This window comes from Streptococcus himalayensis (assembly GCF_001708305.1).
Classification (GTDB): domain Bacteria; phylum Bacillota; class Bacilli; order Lactobacillales; family Streptococcaceae; genus Streptococcus; species Streptococcus himalayensis.
Genome location: NZ_CP016953.1, coordinates 1,666,562 through 1,689,464, shown reverse-complemented (window position 1 = coordinate 1,689,464; position 22,903 = coordinate 1,666,562). Strand labels below are relative to the sequence as shown.

The window sequence follows — 22,903 nt, the reverse complement described above, 5'->3', positions numbered from 1 at the left end:
GAACAAAGCATCAAATGCCTAGGTATAAAAGGAAAGTTACCAAAAAATAGGCCGCAGCTATACTTGCAAGCAAAGGATGAAAGTATAGCCTCTAATCCAGCTAAGAATGTCCTAACCAAGCGATTGGAACTGCGTGATACAAATGGACATCATTGATAAGAACATACAAGTCCTACAAGAGCCTTACCAGCTAACCATATAGCTAAAGCTAGCAGTCAGACAATTGGCAAGCCAACGTGCAACTGTAGTTCAAATCGCAACTCTAAGAACCTGTATTTACACCATCACAGGATTTTTAAATAAAACGAGTGTGTGATCATTTCGAAAATTTAGCTTTCTAGGATATTGAAAAGTCAGTATCATTAGAGATTGTTTTTGTGAAATTGTCATAAATTTGTCATCTTTTAAAGATCTTACAACATTATGCATACAGCTTCTAACATCCCACGTCCCTCAATGTTCTCGTGGAGGACGAAAGTAAACGTACAAGCTAAATACTGCTCGAGCAATGAGCCAGCTCAAAGCAAGGTAGAGAGTTAGGTAGCTTCCTCAATAAAGGTAGAAAATGGATGCCCAAAAACTATCTTATCATCAAGACTACCCCTCACTCAACTCACTCAGATATTCATAGCGTTCGTATCTCTGAAGTAATTCTTCATTTTTCTCTTCCAATTCTTTCTGAAGAAGAGACAATTTTGAAAAATCAAACCCATTTTCTACCATCTCACCCTCAATCTGCGTAATTCTATTCTCGATTTCTTCAATTACAGACTCTAAGGTTTCCCATTCTTGTTTCTCAAGATAAGTCATCCGTTTCTTCTCTTCACGGACCTTGATAGTCTTTTCTTTACTGGTCTTTTCCTTTTGCTTTGCTTTTTCCAATGCAAAGGATTTTTCATCTAAATAATCCGTATAATTACCAAAGAAGGTGCGAATCTTGCCTTCTTCAAAGGCAAGGATTTTATCTGCGACCTTATCAAGGAAGTAGCGGTCATGACTTACAGTAATCACAGGTCCAGCAAAAGTTTGCAAGAAATGCTCTAACACCGTCAAGGTTGCAATATCCAAATCATTGGTCGGCTCATCCAGAAGTAAAACATTGGGTTTTTCTAAGAGGAGCTTCAGTAAATACAGCCGTTTTTTCTCTCCTCCTGAGAGCTTTTCAATCAAGGTTCCATGCATGGAACGCGGAAAAAGAAATTGTTCTAATAATTCTGCAACGCTAGTCGTTCCAACACTGGTTTTGACCTCTTCGGCAATTTCTTGTAGGTAGTTAATCACCCGCTTAGACTGATCTAACCCTTCTACTTTTTGAGAGAAATAGGCCACCCGAACGGTTTCTCCAATCACTACCTTTCCTGTTTGAGCCTCTAAGCTCCCTGCGATTAGGTTTAGCAAGGTAGATTTGCCAACACCATTATCCCCTACAATCCCAATCCGATCCTTGCCTTGAATCAATAGAGAAAAATTCTCCAGCAAAGGCTGATCATCAAAGCCAAAAGTCACATCCTGAAACTCAATCACTTTTTTCCCAATACGACTGGTTTCAAAATTCATCTCCAATTGACTAGCCGTTTCTTTTTGAGCCACTTCTTGTTTCAAATTGTGAAAACGATTGATCCGTGCTTCTTGCTTGGTAGCGCGGGCCTGCGGCTGCCTGCGCATCCACTCCAATTCTTGCTTATAGAGCTTTTCTTTTTTATGCAGGAGGGCAGCATCTCGCTCATCTTGTTCTGCTTTTAATCGAACATAGTCCTGATAATTTCCTTGGTACTCGATCAAGTTTCCCCTATCCAGCTCAAAAATACGGGTTGAAACTTGGTCCAAGAAATAACGGTCGTGGGTAATAAATAGCACACTTTTCTTCGTATTTTTAAGGAAATTTGTCAGCCATTCAATGCTTGCAATATCCAAATGGTTGGTCGGTTCATCGAGCAGTAATAAATCCGCATCTCCAAGTAGAACTTGGGCTAATTGCACACGTCTTCTAAGTCCGCCAGATAACTGTCCGACCTTAGCTGTTAAATCCCGAATGCCCAATTGGCTAAGCACAGTCTTGACTTGATTTTCAATCGCCCAGGCGTTGAGCGAATCCATCTCTGCCATCACTTTTTCTAAGCGTGTCTGACTTTCTTCCACATAGTTCGCCAATAACAATTCGTACTCACGAATCAAGACCATTTCTCGTAATTGAGAAGATAGAACCGTATCCAAGACGGTTTTGTCATCCTCAAAAGAAGGTTCCTGCGTCAGATAGGCAATTTTGTAATCCTGCTTGGCTGAAAACGGCGAGCGATCGCCATCAAAGCCACTCTCACCAGATAGGACATCAAGGAGTGTGGTCTTGCCTGTGCCATTCACGCCAATCAGACCAATTCGATCTGCCTCATGGATAATGAACGAAATCTTCTGAAAGACCGTCTTATCCCCGACAGACTTAGTCAACTCTTCTACTATAAAATCACTCATACCCTTGTTCCTTTATAAACTCTCTAATTGCTTCTGGCTGATTTTCCAAGTGATCTTCAACAATCGCTTGCTCGATTTGATTTAGGATTTGCCCCAACTGCGGACCTGCTTGAAATCCGTATTCCATCATTAAAATGCGCCCATTCACAGCCATCTCTTGTTTGTCGTGGATGGAAAGGCTTTGATGAAGGTCTAGGATAGCTTGAAAATCCACCGGCAAACCCTGCATCTGCCGCAATGCTTCTGCTTCTATCATCAAGTCCAAATCAAAACGGTAACAATCCCATTTTCCTAAAGTAGCCTTGTCTCGCAAACGATAGATTTCGACCAGCTGTTCCACTTTTTTTTGAAAATCATTGGAAGTCTTCCACTTTTTCAAAAAAGGACGTGCCTGAGGCAAGTTCATTGCTAAGATCAAGGCTGCCCAAGCTTGTTCAGAGGAGGAAAATTGAGACGTTTCTCCTAAACTCTCTAAAAGCTTTGTCAGGGCTGTATCGCCTTCTGTCATCTCTGGCAAATAGTGGTAGGCTCGACTAGCTTGAAAACTCCTCAATCCTTTTCGGAAGTAGGGTGCAAGCAGCAATTTATCAAATTCGATAAAAATTCGCTCAATAGAAATCTTGCTGAGCAACGGAGCACAATCTTCCATAGCTTGGCGTGTATCCACCTCGATATCAAACCCTAAACTAGCTTGAAAACGAAATCCACGCATAATTCGCAGTGCATCTTCATTAAATCGTTCACTAGCTCTGCCAACCGCCCGTAATAATTTTTGATCCAAATCCTGTAAGCCATTGAACAAATCCACAACTTGTCCTGTTTCATCGAGGGCAAAGGCATTGACCGTAAAATCTCTACGTTTTAAATCTTCCTCGAGCGAGCGAACAAAGGTCACATGACTTGGACGCCTGTAATCTACATAGACATCCTCTGTTCGAAAAGTAGTCACTTCATATTCGCCACCCCCTTCAAGTACCAAGACAGTTCCATGCTCAATCCCAATATCAACCGTCCGCTCAAAAATGCTCTTGGTTTCCTGAGGATAACTAGAGGTCGCTATATCCACATCATGTATCGGACGTTGTAAGAGAGCATCTCTAACAGACCCTCCGACAAAATAGGCTTCATAACCCGCCTGTTTTATTTTTTCTAAAATTGGCAAAGCCTTCTGAAATTCAGAAGGCAAATGGTGTAATTTCATAGTAAATGTTCCAATCCATAGACCAATTGGTCCCGTTTCACAACTTCCTTAATCGCCAAGTTAACTCCTGTCATAAAGGACGTACGGTCATACGAATCATGGCGTAAGGTTAAGCCTTCGCCCTGACTTCCAAAAATCACTTCTTGGTGGGCAACCAAACCCGGTAGGCGAACACTGTGAATACGCATTCCATCAAAGTCTGCTCCACGCGCCCCCTCTATCAGTTCTTCTTCATCTGCCAATCCCTGTGACTGGCTTGTGCGAACCTGACTCATCAATTCTGCGGTCTTAATGGCTGTTCCACTCGGAGCATCCTTTTTCTGGTCATGGTGCAGCTCAATGATTTCGACATTTGGGAAATATTTGGCTGCCTGCGTAGCAAATTGCATGAGTAAAATCGCTCCAATTGCAAAGTTTGGGGCGATTAAACCACCGAGCCCTTTCTCAGCTGATAAGGCGGTTAATTCTGTAATCTCCTCAGAAGTAAAGCCCGTTGTTCCGACCACTGGTGCAAAGCCGTTTTCTAAGGCAAAACGCGTATTTTCATAGGCTACCTTTGGAGTGGTAAAATCCACCCACACATCTGCTGACAGTTGAGCCAGATCTTCCTTATGCTTAAAAACGGGAACTCCAGCAAGTTCTGTCTCTTCTGTAAAAGGATCGAGCAATCCTACCAACTCCAAATTAGGATCTTCAACAACCATTTTATAGGCCGCTTGCCCCATCTTTCCTTTAAATCCGGCGATAATTACCTGAATCGTCATCTCCTACTCCTCGTCAATAATCGGCGAAATACCAAAAGCAATTGCCCCCTCACCCACGTGCGTTCCAATGACAGAACCCAAGGATACAATCGGCAACTCATTGGCAGTACCATTTTCTTGTAGCATTTGTTTAAATTCTTCAGCTTTTTGCGGTGCATTGGCATGAATCACAGCAATCTGATAACGCCCCTGTTGCGTCTGTTCTTGTAAAATTTCCAATAAACGCTTGACAGCTTTTTTCTCTGTACGAACTTTCTCGTATACTTCAATCTTTCCTTCATCCGTAAAACATAAAATCGGCTTGATGCTAAGAAGATTTCCTAAAAGCGCAGCTCCATTGGACAAGCGACCACCTTTGACCAAGTGGTTCAAATCATCCACCATAATAAAGGCAGTTGTACCGCTTATTTCTTGTTCTAACTTTGCCAAAATTTCCTCAAACGAACGACCTGCGTCATAGCGTTTTAAGATATTTCCCACCATCATACCAAGGGGTGCTGAGGTAATCTTACTATCAGGAAAGGCAATGGTCATCCCTTTAAATTCGTCTTTTAAATATTGGATATTTTGATAAAAACCTGAAATCCCTGAAGAGAGGAACAAGCCAATCACATGAGTATAGCCCTCTTTTTCACACTGGGTTAAAATCTCTTCCAAACGTGCTACACTTGGTTGGCTGGTCTTAGGAAGGTTCTTCGCAAGAGCCATTTTTTCGTAAAATTCGCTCGCGGTGAGGTTCTTTCCTTCGATGTATTCTTGTCCATCAATCACAACGGGAATGTCAAGAATATATAAATCGCTGTTTGGGGCGATTTCGGCGTCTAAAAATGCGGATGAATCCGTAATGACGGCTAATTTCATGAATTAAAACTCCAAATTGATTCCTGGTAAATCGAGGGCGATTTCGGTAACTTCGTAGGTCAACCGATTTAGCATAGAAAGGCTTGGGTTTGCAAGCAATTCGACCTCGTCTTTATTGAATTCGCTCGGTTCATTGACAATGCGTCCAAGGACATGATTGACCTGCGAAATAGTTCCACTGATGACAAAGGCATCAAAAACAATCATAAAACTTAAAATCACGACGATAGAAGTTTGGTTGCTTTCCTTATTTTGCTCCAAGAGTTGAAAATTCACATCCACCTTGGTTTCTGGTGTTCCATTATCACGCTCCCACTCAAAATTGCGGGCATCATAGTGATATTGACTGACAAATTCTTTTTCGCGTTTTAGTTCCATTTCTGTACTCTCCTAAAAATATACGTTGCTAGTATTATAGCATATTTTTTCCACTCTTGCCATGTTTCAAATAGCAAGAATCTGGCAAGTTCTACTTTTTCTCAATTGGTGCAACACTGGCGAGCAACTTTTTCAAACCAACGTCTGGGAAATTGATTTTGAGCTCTTGCGTGGCTCCGCTACCAGAGACTTCAAGGACAACTCCTTCGCCCCATTTCTTATGAGAGGCAATATCGCCAACCTGCCAATTTTCGGACCTTTGATGACTTGCCTGATTCATCCCAGCAATCTGAACACCTGCTTTTCGACTCTGCAATGCTTCTTGCAGGCTCATGCCTTTGCCAAACTGGACAGATTTTCCTTTACTATAACTTGCTTTAAAGGCAGTATTTGCTGGGCGAGCCAAGCCTTGATAATCCAATAAATCAGAGCTAATCTCCGTTAAAAATCGGCTAGGGCGGTTGTAATTCGTCCGTCCAAACAAAAGCCGTGAGTTAGCATTGGTTAGGTACAATTCCTCCTCTGCCCGTGTAATACCCACATAGGCTAGACGGCGTTCCTCTTCCAATTCATCCTCGTCTTCGGCTGCTCGGCTAAGCGGAAATACATTTTCTTCCATACCAATCAAAAAAACAATGGGGAATTCCAAACCTTTTGCGGCATGGAGAGTCATGAGGGTCACTTCCGATGTCTCCACCATCCCTCCATCGTCTGTATCCGCAATCAGGGCCAAATCAATCAGAAAACGGCTCAAACGATCCAGCCCCGTCTCGTCTGCCTCCCCCTGATTGGTTTCATCAAAATGCTTCGTCACAGAAAGAAATTCTCGGATATTTTCTAAACGAGCTTGGCTCTCTAGAGTATTTTGCATCGAAAGAGCGAGAGAATAGCCGCTCTTATCCAGTACTAGCTCCACCAACTCAGTAATGGTCAAGGTTTCCAAATTCTCCCGAGCCTCTAGCAATAAGCTTGCAAAATCCCAGATGGCTTGAGCTGTTTTTCCTTTAATACCAGAGCTCATCACATCATTTGCCGCATCTAGCAGGGAAATTCCTCTTCCTTGAGCAAAACTACGTAATTTTTCAACCGTTCCAGGTCCAATTCCTCGCTTGGGTTCATTCACGACACGCTCAAAACTGAGGTTATCACTCGGATTGGCAATCAGGTTCAAATAAGCAATGACGTCACGAATTTCCTTACGGCTATAGAATTTGGTTCCCCCCACCATGGTATAGGGAATATTGGACTTGAGCAGTGCCTCCTCAATCGTCCGAGACTGGGCATTGGTACGGTAAAGAACCGCAAAATCTTTAAACGGCTTATTCTTAGTCCGATGCCATTCTTCGATCGTTTTCGCAATAAAAACAGCCTCGTCTTGTTCGTCATTCGCACGATAATAGCGAATTTTCTCTCCCTCTTGATTTTGAGTCCAGAGATTTTTAGGACGACGATTTTGGTTGTGCTGAATGACTTCATTAGCTGCTTGCAAAATGGTCTTGGTTGAACGGTAATTTTCCTCCAACAAAACAACCTTGCTCTCTGGATAATCCTTTTCAAAATCCAAGATATTTTGCATATCCGCCCCACGCCAGCCGTAAATCGACTGATCGGCATCCCCAACGACACAGATATTTTTAAAACGACTCGCCAAAAGGCGGACCAGCTGATACTGGGCGTGGTTGGTGTCTTGGTATTCATCGACATGGATATACTGATACCGCTGTTGATAATGCAAAAGCACCTCAGGATTTTTATCAAATAAGCGGAGGGTCAGCATGATGAGGTCATCAAAGTCCACCGCCTCCGACTGACGCAGCTCCTTTTGATATTCTGTGTAACACTTGGCAACGATGTCTGTATACAAATCGCCTGCCTGCGCCGCATAAGCCACATCATCAATCAAATCATTTTTCGCATTGGAAATCGTACCTAAAATCGCCCGTTCATTCCATTTTTTCGGATCGAGATTCAGATTTTTCAAAATCCGCTTCATCAAGCTCCGTTGCTCCCCAGGATCTACAATCGTAAAGTTTCGATTGTAGCCAATATGATCCGCATCTCGACGCAAAATTCTCACACACATGGAGTGAAAGGTCGCAATCAAGCAATCTTGCGTTGCAGGGTTGAGTGCAAAAGCCCGTTCTTTCATCTCCCGTGCCGCTTTATTGGTAAAGGTAATGGCCAAAATATTCCACGGATTGACCATCTTCTCATCAATTAAATAGGCAATACGATGGGTCAGGACACGGGTCTTTCCTGAACCAGCTCCAGCCATGATTAGAAGCGGGCCTTCCGTCGTTTGAACTGCCTCTGCTTGTCGATTATTCATTCCAGTTAATAAAGGATTCATCTTCTCTCCTCGTTTTCTCTCAATTCCTCTATTATACCAAAAATCAAGCAAAATGAAAAAGATGGACATGTTCTTTCAAACTAAAATATTAGCTATTTTATCTATCAATCTCCACGAGTGCTCCTTCAAACCGAAGACTGGAAACCCTAGCAGCCATCATTGAAAAAATCAGTTAAAAGCGCTATAATAGTCTTTCTGAAAGGAAATCTCATGAATAAATCGACCACCAATCTAAAATTAGCAGAACGGGGAGCTATCCTTGCCATAGGCACCTACCTACTTTTGTCAACAGCCAAATTGATTGCTGGAAATCTCCTGCAGTCGTCTAGTTTGACAGCCGACGGTTTTAACAATGTATCTGATATTATCGCTAATATTGCCGTTTTGATTGGCCTTCGGATGGCAAGAAAGCCAGCCGACCACGACCATAAATTTGGCCATTGGAAAATCGAGGACTTGGCTAGTCTGGTTACTTCTTTTCTCATGTTTTTTGTAGGGTTCGATGTCCTCATTGAAACAGTTCGTAAAATCATTTCCAATCAAGAAACAGTTATTGACCCACTTGGAGCTTGTGTCGGTTTGCTCTCTGCTCTGATTATGTCTGGCGTTTATCTATACAATAAACAATTAGCCAAAAGAACCCATTCTAAGGCCTTAGAAGCTGCGGCCAAAGACAATCTTTCCGATGTCGTAACCTCCCTTGGAACCAGTCTAGCAATCATCGCTAGTTCCCTTCATTTTCCGATTATTGATAAACTAGTCGCTATTGTCATCACCTTCTTTATCCTCAAAACAGCCTATGAAATTTTTATCGAAAGTTCCTTTAGTTTGTCTGACGGCTTTGATCAAGATCTCCTAAAAGAATATGAAACAGCCATTTTAGAAATACCTAAAATTTCCAAGGTTAAATCCCAAAGAGGGCGAACCTATGGCAGCAATATTTATCTGGATTTGATTTTGGAAATGAATCCTGACTTATCTGTCTATGAAAGTCATGCGGTTGCAGACCAAGTAGAGTCCATGCTCCAAGACCGTTTTGGTGTGTTTGACATCGATATTCATATCGAACCAGCCCCCATTCCTGATGATGAAATTCCTAGTAATGTCCGCAAGAAATTATTTTTGAGAGAGCAACTAGTGGAACAAGGCATGGAATTAGACGAATTACTGGCACCTGATTTTCTCTCAGTCGAGCACGACGGTAAAGAACTTGACAAGAAAGCCTTTCAAGAGGCCAAAGGACGCCCCTGTCCTATTCATCAGTTTGAACTAACCTCCATCAGTCAAAAAACCAAGCTCGTTCGCTATGAACTCAACGATATTTTACACACAAGCATTTGGAGACGACATGAGACTTGGCAACTTGTTTTTCATCAACAAACCAAAAAACATTCCAAGGATATACACCTCTGACAAGCATTTCTTAACACTTAAACACATAAAAAGCGAGCAAAGTTAGAATTATGATAAGAAAAAATGGCTTGTTCGCTTTTGGTTGATACTCTATAAAAATCAAAGAGACTGGGACAAACCAGGATGAGAGTGATGCACTCACCCTCAACATAATGTAATCTGGAAAATTACGTATAAAAAGATTTTCACGCTAGAAATTCTATACTTTCATATAGTATCTTTTACTAAAATAGATACAAAAAGCGAACAAAGAGAGAGGTTTAAGATTTTAACTCTTCCTTTGTTCGTTTTTACTTTTCTAATCAGACTTTTGTCTTAGCCTCTTTTTACTCTTATCAGAAAAATAAACTAATACTCATTTAATTTCAAAAATAGCCTTTTTATATAAACCTATTTATTTTTGTCTTAAAATGTAGAGAACTAAATGAGTTAAACAGGACACTCTTTCAGTAAATGCAATAGATAGTAATAAAAAAATAGGAGGTTTATGTCTGAACCATATAAGAGAGTAGTAAAAATGCTAATTTTTATTTTTATTGAGTATAAGCTTGATGGATGAGAGCTTGTAGTTGAACTTGATTGACCAAAGGATAGGTCGTTAAAAATGCAGATAAGCGCTTGAGGATTGGAACAATGTAGCCTGCTTGATCGTTTTCCACTTGAAGTACCAACAAAGGTTCGTGAAGACTCATTCTCAGTAAGAACCAGCCATCTCCGTATGGCGAGGTGACATCAAAACGCACTCCTTCTTCGTTTTCTGGATTAAAGTGAAAGCCGTCAATCGTTTGTGCTTGTAAGTCCGCAATCACTTGCTCGCCTAATGCGCGATAATCAGGCACTTCTAGTTTAAAGCGGACTTCTTGTGTTTCTACGGGCTGTTTCAACCGGGCAATTAAATCATCCAAGCTCCGGCCTTCTGCTTGTAAACATGGCAAGAGCATAAGAATTTTGGCTGCGGCGTAGGTTCCATCATCAAGGAAATAATTTTCCTTAAAGGCAGCATGGCCAGATGTTTCAATCGCCAGTTGACAATCAATCCCTTCTTGATTGGTGTGAATTGCCTTATTGATGACATTGCGATAACCCGAAATATAGCGAATCTGTTTACCACCTAATTCTTCAATGAAGCGTTTCAAATGCTCAGAAGTTGGGGAATTGGTTACAATGCTTGTTCCAGGGTGTTCTTGTAAAATGATTTGGCTGAGAACGGCAATGAGATTATTCCGATTTAAAATCTCTCCTGATTGAGTGACCAAGGCAGCACGGTCTACATCCGTATCAAAGATAATGCCTAAGTCAGCTTGATGTTTAAGGACTGCTGCTTGAATACTTGCCATAGCTTCCTTGTTATCTGGATTTGGGATATGATTTGGGAAGGTCCCGTCTGGTTCAAGAAATTGAGAACCATTTGTATTTGCTCCCAAAACTCGTAAGACCTTATCCGCAAAGAAACCTCCGGCTCCATTTCCTGCATCTACAATGATGTGTAATCCTTTTAATGGTTCTTCTTTCCCTTGATTTGCCAAGCGGATTTTTCCAACCAAATCGGCTGCGTACGGTGTCAACAAATCCTCTGAACGAACTGTTCCATTTTCCTGGGTAGGTAATACTTCGTCATTTTCTAGGATAAAAGCAATATCCTCATGCTCTGCACCGCCTTTTTGGCTGAAGATTTTAATCCCATTAAAGTAATAAGGCAGGTGGCTCGCTGTTACCATAACACCAGCATGGCATGAAAATTCCTCATACTGTGTGCTCATAAAAAGGGCTGGGGTCGTTGCGAGACCAAAATCAATGACTTGTATTCCCAAGCGGACAGCTTCTTTTGTAAAGGCCTCAACTAAACTAGGGCCGCTAAGTCGGCTATCACGACCAATTCCAATCGTTAACTGGCCTTCTTGATAGACCTTATGAAGGGTCTCGTCTTGACACAGCCAATGAACCAAGCCATGTACGATTTTAATCACGGCAGCAGGGGTGAGGTTGACGGCTAATTCGTCTGTTGCAATCGCGATTCCACGAATATCAGACCCATTTTGCAAAACATGATGTGACATAATGTCCTCCTTTATCGCTTGATGATACCCCATGAAATGAAGTCATTTCTGGCTTAACCTTTGAGGCTAGAGTTGCCAATCTGTCATTCTTAGAAAATCAGCATTATGAAAACGGCTGAACTTCAATTCCATACGGTTTATCGGGTTCTAGCAGTATCGGTTGTTGAGAGAGCCGTGCTAATTGGTGCAAGCGAAGGGGCTTGATAATTTCTTCCTCTTCTGATTGAAACTCTTTCGCACTTTCCCGACTTAAAAAGCAAGGAATGGCTGGATAAAATTCTTCTCCAGTTTGTCGTTGTAATTGTACAGGCTGGTGTTTAGCCGTTTCCAAGAAATAGACTTCCTTAGTTTGCAAGAGTTGAACGGCTTGCTGATAAGAAAGTTGCTGATTTTTTACAGCAAAGAGGATGCAGAAACTATCAATTTTATCCTCCAAATGCTGAAGTTCTGTCTTCTGCCAGTTGATAGCTTGGTCTTGATAGCCGATAAGAACGAGACTTTCCTTGCCAGAATCCCTCAAAAAAACATCGAGAGCAATTCCAAAATGAAAAGCATGGGGAGCAGCATCTTTCCAAAACGTGCGATTGTCTTCATAGGCTTTTTTTGTCCAATAGATATATAAACTAGACCCTAACCCTTGCATCCAAATAGGGCGATCAAGCTGACGTAACAGCTCCTTGTCCTCCATCTGCATTTCCTTCATGCCCTCTCCTATCGAATAAAATCTAAGTCATGATCTGGAACAGCATCTGAGCGATAGCGTTCCACAGTCATGTGAAGGTCATACTTTTCACGCAGGCGAATGATTTCAGCCATCATAGGAGAAGCATGATGAGTATCCAAAGCTTCCTGACTTTCCCAACTATCGACTAGTAAAATACTTTCCTCATCGTCAAAAGGACGAAAATAGTCATAGCGTAGATTTCCTTTTTCTTGGCGAATGCGGTCTGCAATTCCTGTTTGCTCCATTTCCCTGACAAACTGCTGGGCAGCAACTCCTTTTCCTTTATAGGTAATCAAAACAGTTATCTTCATTCTATCACCCCACAATGGCTTCTGCGATTTCTTCTCGGCTAATACCAGCAAAATACCTGCTAATATCAATGCTTTTAAGTGCTTCAAGAACGCTTTCTCGTTCGTAAGGAATGCCTTTTACGACTTCTTCTACTGCTGCGACATCTTCAATTCCAAAGAAATCACCATAAATTTTGAGATTTTCAATGCGAGATTGCACAACGTTGGCATAAATGTCTACTTTCCCACTTAGGAATTTAGTCCCACGCTTGATGTTATAATCTGGAGATTTCCCATAATTCCAATCCCAATTGCCAAACTTTTCTTTCTTGCTCTTTTGAATAGCCACCAGCTCGTCCTCTGAAAATACATACTCCGTCATATCTGGGTATTCTTTTTTCATATAATCCAAGAGCAAGTCTCGGAATTCTTCTACGGTAATCTTTTCAGGTAATTCGTCGATAATATTGGTTACACGGGCACGAACGGATTTGACACCTTTGGACTCAATTTTATCCTTTGAAACCTTGAGGGCTTTCGAGAGGACGGATAAATCAACATCAAATAAGAGGCAACCATGGTGCATGATACGTCCGTTGATATAGGCTTGCGCATTGCCACAGAATTTCTTTCCATCAATTTCCAAGTCATTTCGACCTGTAAATTCTGCCTTCACGCCTAACGCCTCCAAAGTTTTCAGAACAGGAATCGAAAAACTCTTGAAATCAAAGGCCTTATCTTCAGTTTCTTTGGAAATGATAGTGTAGTTAAGGTTGTTGTAATCGTGATAAACAGCACCTCCACCACTAATTCGACGGACGACCTCAATTCCATTTTCACGAACAAACTCGCGATTGATTTCCTCGATGGTGTTTTGATGACGACCTACGATAATGGATGGCTTGTTAATCCAAAGTAGGAAAATCATGTCCTCGTCTAATAATTGTTTGAAAGCATATTCTTCTAAAGCAATATTATAGGCTGTATCATTGCTATGATTGATAATGTATTTCATAAAGTCCTCCAGTAGTCGATTTATAACTGGCAAGGAAGCCGACCTTTTTAGATCGGCTTCACAGTTGCACAAGGTTTATTTTTTCTTAGGTGAATGAACGGCTAAGCCAAGCACATCGGCAAAGGCTTCGTACATGACTTCTGAATAAGTCGGATGGCCATGGATAGTCTTGAGCATTTCTTCAACGGTAATTTCCATTTCAATGATAGAAGATGCTTCGTTAATCAATTCAGCTGCGGCTGGACCGATGATATGTACTCCTAAAATCTCCCCGTATTTTTTATCTGCAATAACTTTGACAAATCCTTGGGCAGCATCAGAGGCGATGGCACGGCCATTCGCTGCAAAATTGAATTTTCCAATGGCTACATCGTATTTTTCTCGTGCTTGCTCTTCTGTCAAGCCAACCGCTGCAACTTCTGGCAAGGTATAAATAGCAGCAGGAGTCAGGTTTAATTTTGCAACTGCATGATTGCCTTTCAAAGCATTTTCTGCAGCTACTTCCCCCATACGAAAGGCTGCATGGGCTAACATCTTGGTTCCGTTGATATCTCCAGGTGCATAAATACCAGAAATAGATGTTTCCATGTATTCATTGACCTTAATCCGTCCACGATCTAGCTCAAACTCAACCTCCCCAATTCCTTCAAGGTCAGGCACTCGTCCAATAGATAGCAAGGCTTTATCGGCTACAATATCGTCTTTTCCTTCCACTTTAATGCGAAGTTGACCATTTTCTTCGATGATTTCTTGCAATTTTGTATCGGTAAGAATGGTCATGCCTTTGCGTTCCAAGATAAGACGCAAGTTTTTCGAGACTTCTGTATCCATTGCAGGGACGATACGGTCCATCATTTCAATAACTGTTACCTTACTTCCAAAGGTCATGAAGGCTTGTCCCAGCTCAATACCGACAACTCCTCCCCCAATAATCACAAGCTTATCAGGCACTTCGTTCATCTCAAGGATGTCATCACTGGTCATGACTAGTGGCGATTCCATACCAGGAATATTGATTTTGCTGACTTTTGAACCTCCTGCTAGGATAATTTTCTTGGTCTCTAGGAGCTCTTCACCATTAACCAAAACATTCTTATCCTTAGTGATTGTTCCAATTCCTTTATAAACATCTACTCCGTAGCTTCGTAAGAGCCCTGCGACTCCTCCTACCAGAGTTTGCACGACCTTATTTTTGGTTTCAAGAACCTTGTCCATATCAATCGTGAAGGATGGATTTTCTAGGATAATCCCCCGATGAGCGGCATGACCGATATTTTCTATAATTTCTGCATTATGAAGATAGGTTTTGGTTGGGATACATCCACGGTTCAAGCAAGTACCCCCTAGTTCTGATTTCTCAACAAGGGCGATTTTCCCACCTAGCTGGGCTGCCTTAATGGCAGATACGTAACCAGCAGGTCCACCACCAATGACAACAATATCATAGGCATCATCACTCTTGTCCTCGTGAGCCACTGCACCAGTTGGCTCGCTTGTAGCTCCCCCTTCAGCAGCTCCAGAAGCCAATGGGATAGACTCTCCTTCTGCTCCTAGGTAAGCGATGACTTCTGTTACGGGAACAGTCTCACCATCACCTTTTAAAATGGCAATCAGATAGCCATCTTCTTCAGCTTCAAGCTCCATGCTGACCTTATCGGTCATAATTTCCAAGAGAATCTCCCCTTCTTTGACAAATTCTCCTACTTTTTTATTCCACTGGACAATCTGTCCTTCGGTCATATCAACGCCTGCTTTGGGCATAATTACTTCTAAAGCCATGTCTTCTCCTTTATTTCTTTCTCTCGTCGATTATACAAGTAATTCCATAGGATTTTCCAAAGTATGTTTGAGATCCACCATAAATTTAGCCCCATTCATACCATCGACCACACGGTGGTCAATCGTTAAGGTCAATTTCATGATAGGACGAACGACAATTTCCCCATCAACAACCACCGCTTTTTCTTTGGTGGCAGCCACTCCAAGGATCGCAGAATTTGGCTGGTTAATGATTGGATTGAAGGAATCAATCCCAAACATTCCTAGATTTGAAATGGAGAACGTTGAACCTGACATTTGATCTGGTTTTAATTTCCCTGCCTGTGTCACTTTAATCAACTCTTTGGAGGCAGAGACGAACTCTGACAATGTCATTTGTTCAGCATTTTTCACGACAGGTACTAGCAAGCCTTCGTCCAATCCAACCGCAATTCCTAAATTCACATAGTGGTGAACAGTGATTTCTGTTCCTTCAGGATTAAGACTAGCATTGATAAAGCGATGTTCTGGTTTCATCAGATTTTTCACAACAGCTAGCCCAATCAAGTCTGTAAAGGTTACCTTATTGCCCGTTTTGGCCAAGATAGGTTCAATGACCTGTTTTCTAAGAGCGATAAGGTTGGTCATATCAACTTCGTAGTTCAAGGCGAAAACAGGAGCTTTCAAATAACTGTCCACCATCCGTTGGGCAATAACTTTGCGCATCGGAGACATTGGAATGCGTTCGATTTCTCCAAATGCAGTTTGGTTGGATGGTACTTCTTCCACTTTTTCAATGTGCGCTGGCGACTTGATGGTATCACTTTCAACATTTTCAGGCAACCGAGCCAGGACATCTTTTTTCATAATCTTGCCACGGATACCTGTTCCATGAATTTCTTGCCAAGCGATATTATGTTCTTCGGCAATTTTCTTGGCCAAAGGAGAGATTTTCACTCGATTAGTTTCTTGGTAATTTTCGACATCTTCTTTATGCACGCGCCCCTTTGCCCCTGTTCCAGAAATATCATAGAGATTGAGCCGTAGCTCATCTGCCAATTTTCTAGCGGCGGGGGTCGCTCTTAACTTATCATCTGTCATAGAGACTCCTCTTTCATGATTCCTCTAAACACGATTTAGTTTACATAACATAAATTATGTAAACTAAATTCGCTATTCTTTGCGGTAGGTTTTACGAATGGCTTCCTTAATACTCTCAACGGTTGGTATCATAGCATTCTCCAGATTTTGTGCATAAGGCATTGGCACATCTTCGCCTGCACAACGGCGAATCGGAGCGTCGAGATAATCAAAGGCTTCTGATTCAGAGATGATGGCAGAAATTTCGCCAATGTAGCCGCTTGTCTTATGGGCATCATTGACAAGAACAACCTTACCTGTCTTTTTGACAGAATTGATAATAATATCTTTATCAAGCGGGACTAGGGTTCTAGGGTCCACCACTTCAACAGAGATGCCTTCGGTTTCTAATTCTTGTGCTGCTTGCATCACACGACGTAGCATTTTCCCGTATGTGACCACAGTAACATCCGTCCCCTCTTTTTTGATCTCACCCACACCGAGTGGAATCACATAGTCAGGATCTAGAGGAACTTCTCCTTTTTGATTAAATTCAGATTTGTATTCTAGGATGATGACAGGATTATTATCCCGAATAGATGCTTTTAAAAGCCCCTTCATATCAGCAGGTGTCCCTGGGGCTACAACTTTCAAGCCCGGAATGTGGGTAAACCAACTTTCCAAGGATTGGGAATGCTGAGCTGCAGAGCCAACACCATTTCCTGCTGCACAGCGAACAGTCATCGGAACCTGTCCTTTTCCGCCAAACATATAGCGAGTTTTAGCCGCTTGGTTGACAATGGCATCCATCGCAATGACAGAAAAATCCATGAAGGTCATATCCACAATCGGACGAAGTCCAGTCATAGCTGCCCCAGCAGCTGCTCCTGAAATAGCAGCTTCAGAAATCGGACAGTCCCGAACACGTTCTGGTCCAAATTCTTCCAACATACCAACGGAGGTTCCAAAGTCTCCTCCAAAGATACCGACATCTTCTCCCATCAGGAGAACATTTTCATCACGACGCATTTCCTCAGACATTGCAAGGATAATGGTATCGCGGAATGACATTACTTTTGTTTCCATAGCTCTCTTTTCTCCTCTCCTAGTCTGCATAAATATCTTCAAAAGCTGATTCTAGCGGTGGGAATGGACTTTCTTCCGCAAATACGACCGACGCTTCGATTGTTTCTTTGACTTGGGCTTGAATTGCTTCTAGCTCCTCTGCTGTTGCTAGCTGATTGTCGACTAAATAGTTTCGAAGTTTCTCAATCGGATCTTTTTTCTTCCACTCTTCCACTTCTTCGCGCGTGCGGTATTTTCCAGGGTCAGATGAAGAATGACCCAACCAACGATAGGTAACGCTTTCAATTAAGACAGGACCTTTACCACTACGAACATGTTCTACCGCTTTTTGAAATTCTTCATATACTTCTAGAACATTATTTCCATCTGGAATAAACAATCCTGGAATACCATAGGCAGCACTCCGCTCATGAATGTGCTGAACATTGGTCATTTTTTTAATGTCAGCAGAAATGCCATAACCGTTGTTAATGCAATAAAAAATCACTGGTAAATGCCAGATAGAAGCCATGTTGACGGCTTCGTGGAAAACTCCTTCATTAGTGGCCCCATCTCCAAAGAAGCAGACCACAATCCGACCAGTTTGCTTCATCTGCTGGCTTAAAGCCGCTCCAACAGCAATACCCATGCCACCACCTACAATACCGTTGGCACCGAGGTTGCCGGCATCTAAGTCTGCGATATGCATCGAACCACCTTTGCCTTTACAGGTTCCTGTGTATTTGCCAAGGATTTCTGCCATCATTTCATTGAGGTTGATTCCCTTTGCGATGGCTTGCCCATGCCCACGGTGATTGGAGGTGATCAAATCATCTTCGTTGAGAGCTAACATAGCTCCAACGTTAGCAGCCTCTTCTCCTACCGAAAAGTGGGTCATCCCAGGGACTTTCCCTTTTTTCACGAGTTGGGCGATTTTTAGATCCATACGACGAATTTCTTCCATCTTACGGAACATCTCTAGCAATAGCGTTTTGTCAAGTGTCATCACACCACAACCTTTCTAGGATTATATATTTATATACTCTCATTCATTATATCCCTTTATGAAAGCCTTGTCAAAATAAATTGTTCATTTTTCACAACTTCTTGACAAACTAAAAAAAGAGAGCATGCTCCCTTTTCAGATTGAAGACAAAGTCCTAGAAATACTTGTTTCTGAGGGCTTTTTTTGATGTCAAGGAGTATAATAGAGGTAAGAAGAATGTGAGGTGTTGGCTATGTTTCACAAAGAAAATCCCGATTATAACCGTCGTCAAGTAGGCTTCTATACGCTTGAAGAGTTAGTTCCAAAGGACCACTTTCTGCGTCAGTTGGAGGAAACTGTCGACTTTTCTGTCATCTATGACTTGGTGGAGGATAGTTATTCCTCAGACAAGGGTCGTCCTAGCCTTGACCCTGTTATGCTGGTCAAAATCCCTCTGATTCAGTGCTTCTATGGCATTCGCTCCATGCGTCAGACCATCAAGGACATTGAGGTCAATGTTGCCTATCGTTGGTTTCTGGGCTTGAGTCTGGACGATAAGGTGCCTCATTTTACCACATACGGTAAAAACTACAGCCGTCGTTTCGCTGAAACAGAAGTGATCACGCGTATCTTCGAACATGTCCTCAATCTCTGTTTGACTGCTGGATTAGTGGATACAGATGAGATTTTCATCGACGGAACGCACATCAAAGCAGCTGCCAACAACCATAAATACAGACGACAAGAGGTCGAGGCTCAAGCTAAATGGATGAGTGAACAACTCGAAAAAGAAATCGCACAAGATCGGGTAACACATGAAAAAAAGCCCTTAAAGCCCGCCGCAAAAGGCGAGGCTAACACTAAAAAGATGTCCACGACTGACCCTGATAGTGGTTGGTTTCATAAGGGGGAGCATAAGGAGGTTTTCGCTTATGCAGCACAGGTGGCTTGCGACAAACACGGTTGGGCATTAGCCTATACTGTTGAAGCAGGCAATGTCCATGATAGTCAAGCTTTCCCTGCTTTCGCAAAGCTAGAACCGTTTCACCCCAACTATATCATCGCTGACTCTGGTTATAAAACTCCCAGTATTGCCAAATGTCTACTGGATCAGCATATCACACCTGTCTTTCCCTACACCAGACCTCGTGGCAAGAAGGGCATGTTACGACCGAATGATTTCATTTATGACGAGCATTATGACGTCTACCTCTGCCCTGAAAACCAAGTCTTGTCTTACAGCACTACCAACCGTTCTGGCTATCGAGAATACAAGAGTGACCCTAAGACTTGTGCAACCTGTCCACTCCTAAAGAGTTGTACTGAAAGTAAGACCAAGCAGAAGCTAGTCACCAGACATATCTGGAAAGGTTACATGGAGATTTGTGAAGAGATTCGCCACCAAAGAGGGATGAAAGAGCGATATCAGCACCGCAAGGAGACGATAGAGCGACTCTTTGGGACGGCTAAAGAATACCATAATCTCCGCTATACAAGAGAAATTGGTAAGCCCAAAATGCGAGATAAAGTTGGGCTGACTTTGGCGTGCCTTAATCTCAAAAAACTGGTGAAAATGAGGGCAGGAAGGCCTTTTTATGTTGCCCTAATCTACTCTTTTAGACTACTTTTTTCAAAAATAACACAGCAAACAAAAAGACAAACTAGTTTAAGGGCTAGTTTGTCTTCAGTCTGAAAAGAGAGCATGCTCCCTTTTTTACTCTGTAGCACCGAAATCTGCAATCATTTGCTGTAATTCTTTACGGCTGTCTGTGGTTAGCATATAAAGGCTATCACCCTGCAATTCTGCAAAGGCACGTGGCATTCGTTTTACGGTCTTGAGCTGCCCTTGGTATTTTCCAAGAATTTCCTCTTCAGAATATTGGTAGTGTTTGTTATCTCTCCGTGACACAGCGAGACAGTAAAGTGGTTCAAAGTTCGATGCTTCAAACCCATTTCCTGCAACTAGCGAAGCATAGTTTTTATACAAATCAATCGAATGAGCATAATTATAGACATCAATCGTAAAGCCACCAGCTGGGCGGTTGTTGTACTCGATAGCAATATAATCATCACCATCACGGAAAAATTCGATATGGAAGAACCGCTCTTTCATGCCGAATTCTCGAACGATCCTTTCTCCGTACTTGCGTAATTTAGCATCCATTTCCTTGAGAACATAGTAGGAATTATCCATCTTATGGATCATCAAATCAAGTGGTGTATGGGCATAGTCAAAGGTTGTGCAGAATACAATATTGCCATCCTTATCTGTCAGCCCATCAAAGGTGCAAATGTCGCTTGATGTAACAAATTGTTCAAAGAAGTAGGGCGTGGTTTGATCCCATTCGTCTTTGAAACGAGCCACATCAGCTGAAGTTTCCAATTTATAGGTTGCAGCAGCCCCAACTCCATTATCTGGTTTTGCAATCATAGGAAGTTTGATTTCTTTCACTGCTTGATCAATATCTGTCAGCTTTTTAATGACTTTTCCAGGCACCACTGGGACACCTGCTTGTTGGAAATATTTTTTCATTTCGGACTTAAACTTGGTCTTGACCAAATCCTCAGTCTTTGCTCCAAAAATGTTGAACTGAGTACGCAAGGCAGCATCTAACTCTAGCCAGTATTCATTATGGGATTCAATGCGATCAATCGGGCCATGCTTATAGAAAAGAAAGGCAACAGCTCGCTTAACTTCATCAAGATTTTCTAAATTGTCAACACGAAAATATTCCGTCAAAGCTTGTTTTAGCGGTTCGTCCAACTGGTCATAGGGTTCTTCTCCAATCCCTAACACGTTGACTCCTTGTTTGTGGAGTTCAATCGTAAATTGTTGGAAATTTTGCGGATAATAAGGTGAAATAACGATATAATTCATAGCAATCCTCGTTTATAGATTCAATTCATTTAAAAAGTAAGGCATTTGTTTTCTCCACCACTCCCAGTCATGAGCCACGTCTTGTCCCCATTCAGCAAACCAAGCTGGAATATTTTTGTGGTCAAAGGCTTCTTTTAAGGTGTAAAAAGATGGCAAACCATCTTGTTCCCAAGCACCCAAACCTGTGCAGACAATGATATCTGCCTGGCGGTAACGATCGATAAACCAACCATCATTTTGGTTCCAAATAAAGTCCGCGGGTGAATGCTGATAAATCGCTTCATCTGATCCATATTCGCCCACAAAGAATCGAGCGTCATAAACACCAGAAAGAGCAATGACTTTACTGAATACATCTGGATGGTTTAAAAAGAAGTTCAGTGCGTGATAAGCCCCCATGGAGCAACCGGTCGTCATCATTGGGTCAAACCAACCTGTATGGTGTTTGATAAAAGGAATTGCCTCTTCAATCACATACCGATCATAGGCTTGGTGCATGGTGGCACGATCGTGAGGCGATTTCCAATCAGCCAGCCAACTTTCAGAATCTACACTGCTCAGGGTGAAAAACTGGATTTTCCCAGCTTCAATAAACGCCGAACAAGCCTCAACCATGCCAAAATCTGCATATTCATTGTGGCTTCCTCCTGATGAGGCAAAGACAACCACAGGCATCCCTGCGTGTCCATAGTGATTTAGCTTCATGTCCCGATTTAGATGACCACTCCAGTGATTAAGATATTCTACTTGCATTCGCTTCTCTCCTTTTTTACCATTTCGCACTAAAAAATTGAAAACATTCGACCATCTGCTCAGACCAAGCCAATTCATTGTGCTCCGCCCCAGATTTAATCCGAAGAAGAAGATTATCCAAGGGAATTCCTCCTCGAATCAGTTGTTCGTAATAGATCAATGACGAGTCAATATAGGCCTGTTTGATGTTTCCTGCCATCAGCGTTTTATCGGTATCATCTGCTTCTTCTGTTCCTACATAGATATAGACACGTTGCTCCTTGTCTAGCTTTTGACGCTCAATATAGCGGTCAAAGGCTTCTTGGTGGAGCCAGTTAGCTGATGAAAAAACACCCAGACATCCAATCTGGTCTTGATAAGCCAAGCCCATAAATTGGGTAATATTGCCGCCCAAGGAAGAGCCAATCATGGCTGTATGAAGCTTGTCAGCCTTGGTACGGTAGGTACTATCAATAAAGGGTTTGACTACTTCCATGACAAATTCAGCGTATTCTGTTCCCTGACCGCCAAATTGAACACCGGGAATATTGAGTTCTTTATATTTCCAAGCAGAGTATTCGTTCATACGTTGGAAACCATCGTTATCAATAGCGACAACAATCATTTTAGCTAGGTCAGGATTTCGCTTGATAGCGGGGATAACCTTCCAAGAATGCCCACTAAAGGATTCCTTGCTATAAAGGACATTTTGTCCATCATGGAAATAAACCACCGGATAGGTCGTGTCTGTTTCAGTTTCGTAATTTTTAGGCAATAACACACGTACCCGTCGCTTCTTTTTACTATAGGGAACCTCTAATTCATGGGTTTTCATATCCAGATAAAAATAAGACTTGTTCATAGGATTTCTCGCTTCAATTTC

Annotated in this window: 18 protein-coding genes and 1 pseudogene; 2 read left to right on the top strand and 17 right to left on the bottom strand. The window is 42.1% G+C overall.

What is annotated here, in order from left to right; all coding sequences use genetic code 11:
- Positions 1-597 precede the first annotated feature (597 nt).
- The 6 genes from BFM96_RS07885 to pcrA all read right to left on the bottom strand — a co-directional run bounded on the left by BFM96_RS07885 (position 598) and on the right by pcrA (position 8,023).
- Positions 598-2,469 carry an ABC-F family ATP-binding cassette domain-containing protein gene (locus BFM96_RS07885; RefSeq protein ID WP_068992688.1) on the bottom strand — a complete coding sequence of 624 codons (1,872 nt, stop codon included), beginning with the start codon at positions 2,467-2,469 and terminating at the stop codon, positions 598-600.
- Positions 2,462-3,670, bottom strand: coding sequence for a CCA tRNA nucleotidyltransferase (locus tag BFM96_RS07880; protein WP_068992686.1), 1,209 nt, complete (start codon positions 3,668-3,670; stop codon positions 2,462-2,464). Before BFM96_RS07880 ends, BFM96_RS07885 begins: the two co-directional genes overlap by 8 nt.
- The gene (gene dapB / locus BFM96_RS07875; RefSeq protein ID WP_068992684.1) at positions 3,667-4,434 is read right to left on the bottom strand and encodes a 4-hydroxy-tetrahydrodipicolinate reductase; all 768 of its coding nucleotides are present in this window, start codon (positions 4,432-4,434) and stop codon (positions 3,667-3,669) included. Before dapB ends, BFM96_RS07880 begins: the two co-directional genes overlap by 4 nt.
- 3 nt (positions 4,435-4,437) lie before the next feature.
- On the bottom strand, positions 4,438-5,295 hold the full coding sequence (locus BFM96_RS07870) for a DegV family protein (RefSeq protein WP_068992681.1): 858 nt from the start codon (positions 5,293-5,295) through the stop codon (positions 4,438-4,440).
- 3 nt (positions 5,296-5,298) lie between these two features.
- On the bottom strand, positions 5,299-5,673 hold the full coding sequence (locus BFM96_RS07865) for a DUF1149 family protein (RefSeq protein WP_068992678.1): 375 nt from the start codon (positions 5,671-5,673) through the stop codon (positions 5,299-5,301).
- A gap of 91 nt (positions 5,674-5,764) precedes the next feature.
- On the bottom strand, positions 5,765-8,023 hold the full coding sequence (pcrA, locus tag BFM96_RS07860) for a DNA helicase PcrA (RefSeq protein WP_068992675.1): 2,259 nt from the start codon (positions 8,021-8,023) through the stop codon (positions 5,765-5,767).
- A 210-nt stretch (positions 8,024-8,233) separates the two neighbouring features.
- On the opposite strand from pcrA, the gene BFM96_RS07855 reads away from it, so the two are divergent.
- The gene (locus BFM96_RS07855; RefSeq protein WP_068992673.1) at positions 8,234-9,436 is read left to right on the top strand and encodes a cation diffusion facilitator family transporter; all 1,203 of its coding nucleotides are present in this window, start codon (positions 8,234-8,236) and stop codon (positions 9,434-9,436) included.
- A gap of 533 nt (positions 9,437-9,969) precedes the next feature.
- Here the strand turns inward: BFM96_RS07855 and BFM96_RS07850 are convergent.
- The 8 genes from BFM96_RS07850 to BFM96_RS07815 all read right to left on the bottom strand — a co-directional run bounded on the left by BFM96_RS07850 (position 9,970) and on the right by BFM96_RS07815 (position 18,434).
- Positions 9,970-11,496 (bottom strand): phosphohexomutase domain-containing protein, encoded by a 1,527-nt coding sequence (locus BFM96_RS07850; protein WP_145939752.1) that lies wholly within the window; start codon positions 11,494-11,496, stop codon positions 9,970-9,972.
- Positions 11,497-11,596: 100 nt separating this feature from the next.
- Positions 11,597-12,196, bottom strand: coding sequence for a hypothetical protein (locus tag BFM96_RS07845; RefSeq protein WP_068992667.1), 600 nt, complete (start codon positions 12,194-12,196; stop codon positions 11,597-11,599).
- A gap of 8 nt (positions 12,197-12,204) precedes the next feature.
- Entirely contained in the window at positions 12,205-12,528 is a 324-nt protein-coding gene (locus BFM96_RS07840) for a putative quinol monooxygenase (RefSeq protein WP_068992664.1), read from the bottom strand.
- Positions 12,529-12,532: 4 nt separating this feature from the next.
- Positions 12,533-13,522 (bottom strand): lipoate--protein ligase, encoded by a 990-nt coding sequence (locus BFM96_RS07835; RefSeq protein ID WP_068992661.1) that lies wholly within the window; start codon positions 13,520-13,522, stop codon positions 12,533-12,535.
- Between the two features lie 75 nt (positions 13,523-13,597).
- Positions 13,598-15,301, bottom strand: coding sequence for a dihydrolipoyl dehydrogenase (gene lpdA, locus BFM96_RS07830; protein ID WP_068992658.1), 1,704 nt, complete (start codon positions 15,299-15,301; stop codon positions 13,598-13,600).
- Between the two features lie 30 nt (positions 15,302-15,331).
- Positions 15,332-16,381, bottom strand: coding sequence for a dihydrolipoamide acetyltransferase (locus tag BFM96_RS07825; protein ID WP_068992655.1), 1,050 nt, complete (start codon positions 16,379-16,381; stop codon positions 15,332-15,334).
- A gap of 72 nt (positions 16,382-16,453) precedes the next feature.
- Entirely contained in the window at positions 16,454-17,446 is a 993-nt protein-coding gene (locus BFM96_RS07820) for an alpha-ketoacid dehydrogenase subunit beta (protein ID WP_068992652.1), read from the bottom strand.
- A gap of 19 nt (positions 17,447-17,465) precedes the next feature.
- Positions 17,466-18,434: a thiamine pyrophosphate-dependent dehydrogenase E1 component subunit alpha gene (locus BFM96_RS07815; protein WP_068992649.1), complete on the bottom strand. Its 969-nt coding sequence runs from the start codon at positions 18,432-18,434 to the stop codon at positions 17,466-17,468.
- 229 nt (positions 18,435-18,663) lie between these two features.
- On the opposite strand from BFM96_RS07815, the pseudogene BFM96_RS07810 reads away from it, so the two are divergent.
- Positions 18,664-20,194 (top strand): annotated as a pseudogene (locus tag BFM96_RS07810) (IS1182 family transposase).
- Here the strand turns inward: BFM96_RS07810 and BFM96_RS07805 are convergent.
- From BFM96_RS07805 to BFM96_RS07795, 3 genes are read right to left on the bottom strand one after another with little or no spacing between them, the layout of a single operon-like run.
- On the bottom strand, positions 20,125-21,288 hold the full coding sequence (locus BFM96_RS07805) for an ATP-grasp domain-containing protein (protein WP_068992643.1): 1,164 nt from the start codon (positions 21,286-21,288) through the stop codon (positions 20,125-20,127). The pseudogene BFM96_RS07810 and the gene BFM96_RS07805 sit on opposite strands and share 70 nt — an antisense overlap.
- Before the next feature lie 12 nt (positions 21,289-21,300).
- Entirely contained in the window at positions 21,301-22,041 is a 741-nt protein-coding gene (locus tag BFM96_RS07800) for an esterase family protein (protein ID WP_068992640.1), read from the bottom strand.
- Positions 22,042-22,057: 16 nt separating this feature from the next.
- On the bottom strand, positions 22,058-22,882 hold the full coding sequence (locus BFM96_RS07795) for an alpha/beta hydrolase (protein WP_068992637.1): 825 nt from the start codon (positions 22,880-22,882) through the stop codon (positions 22,058-22,060).
- Positions 22,883-22,903: the final 21 nt, after the last annotated feature.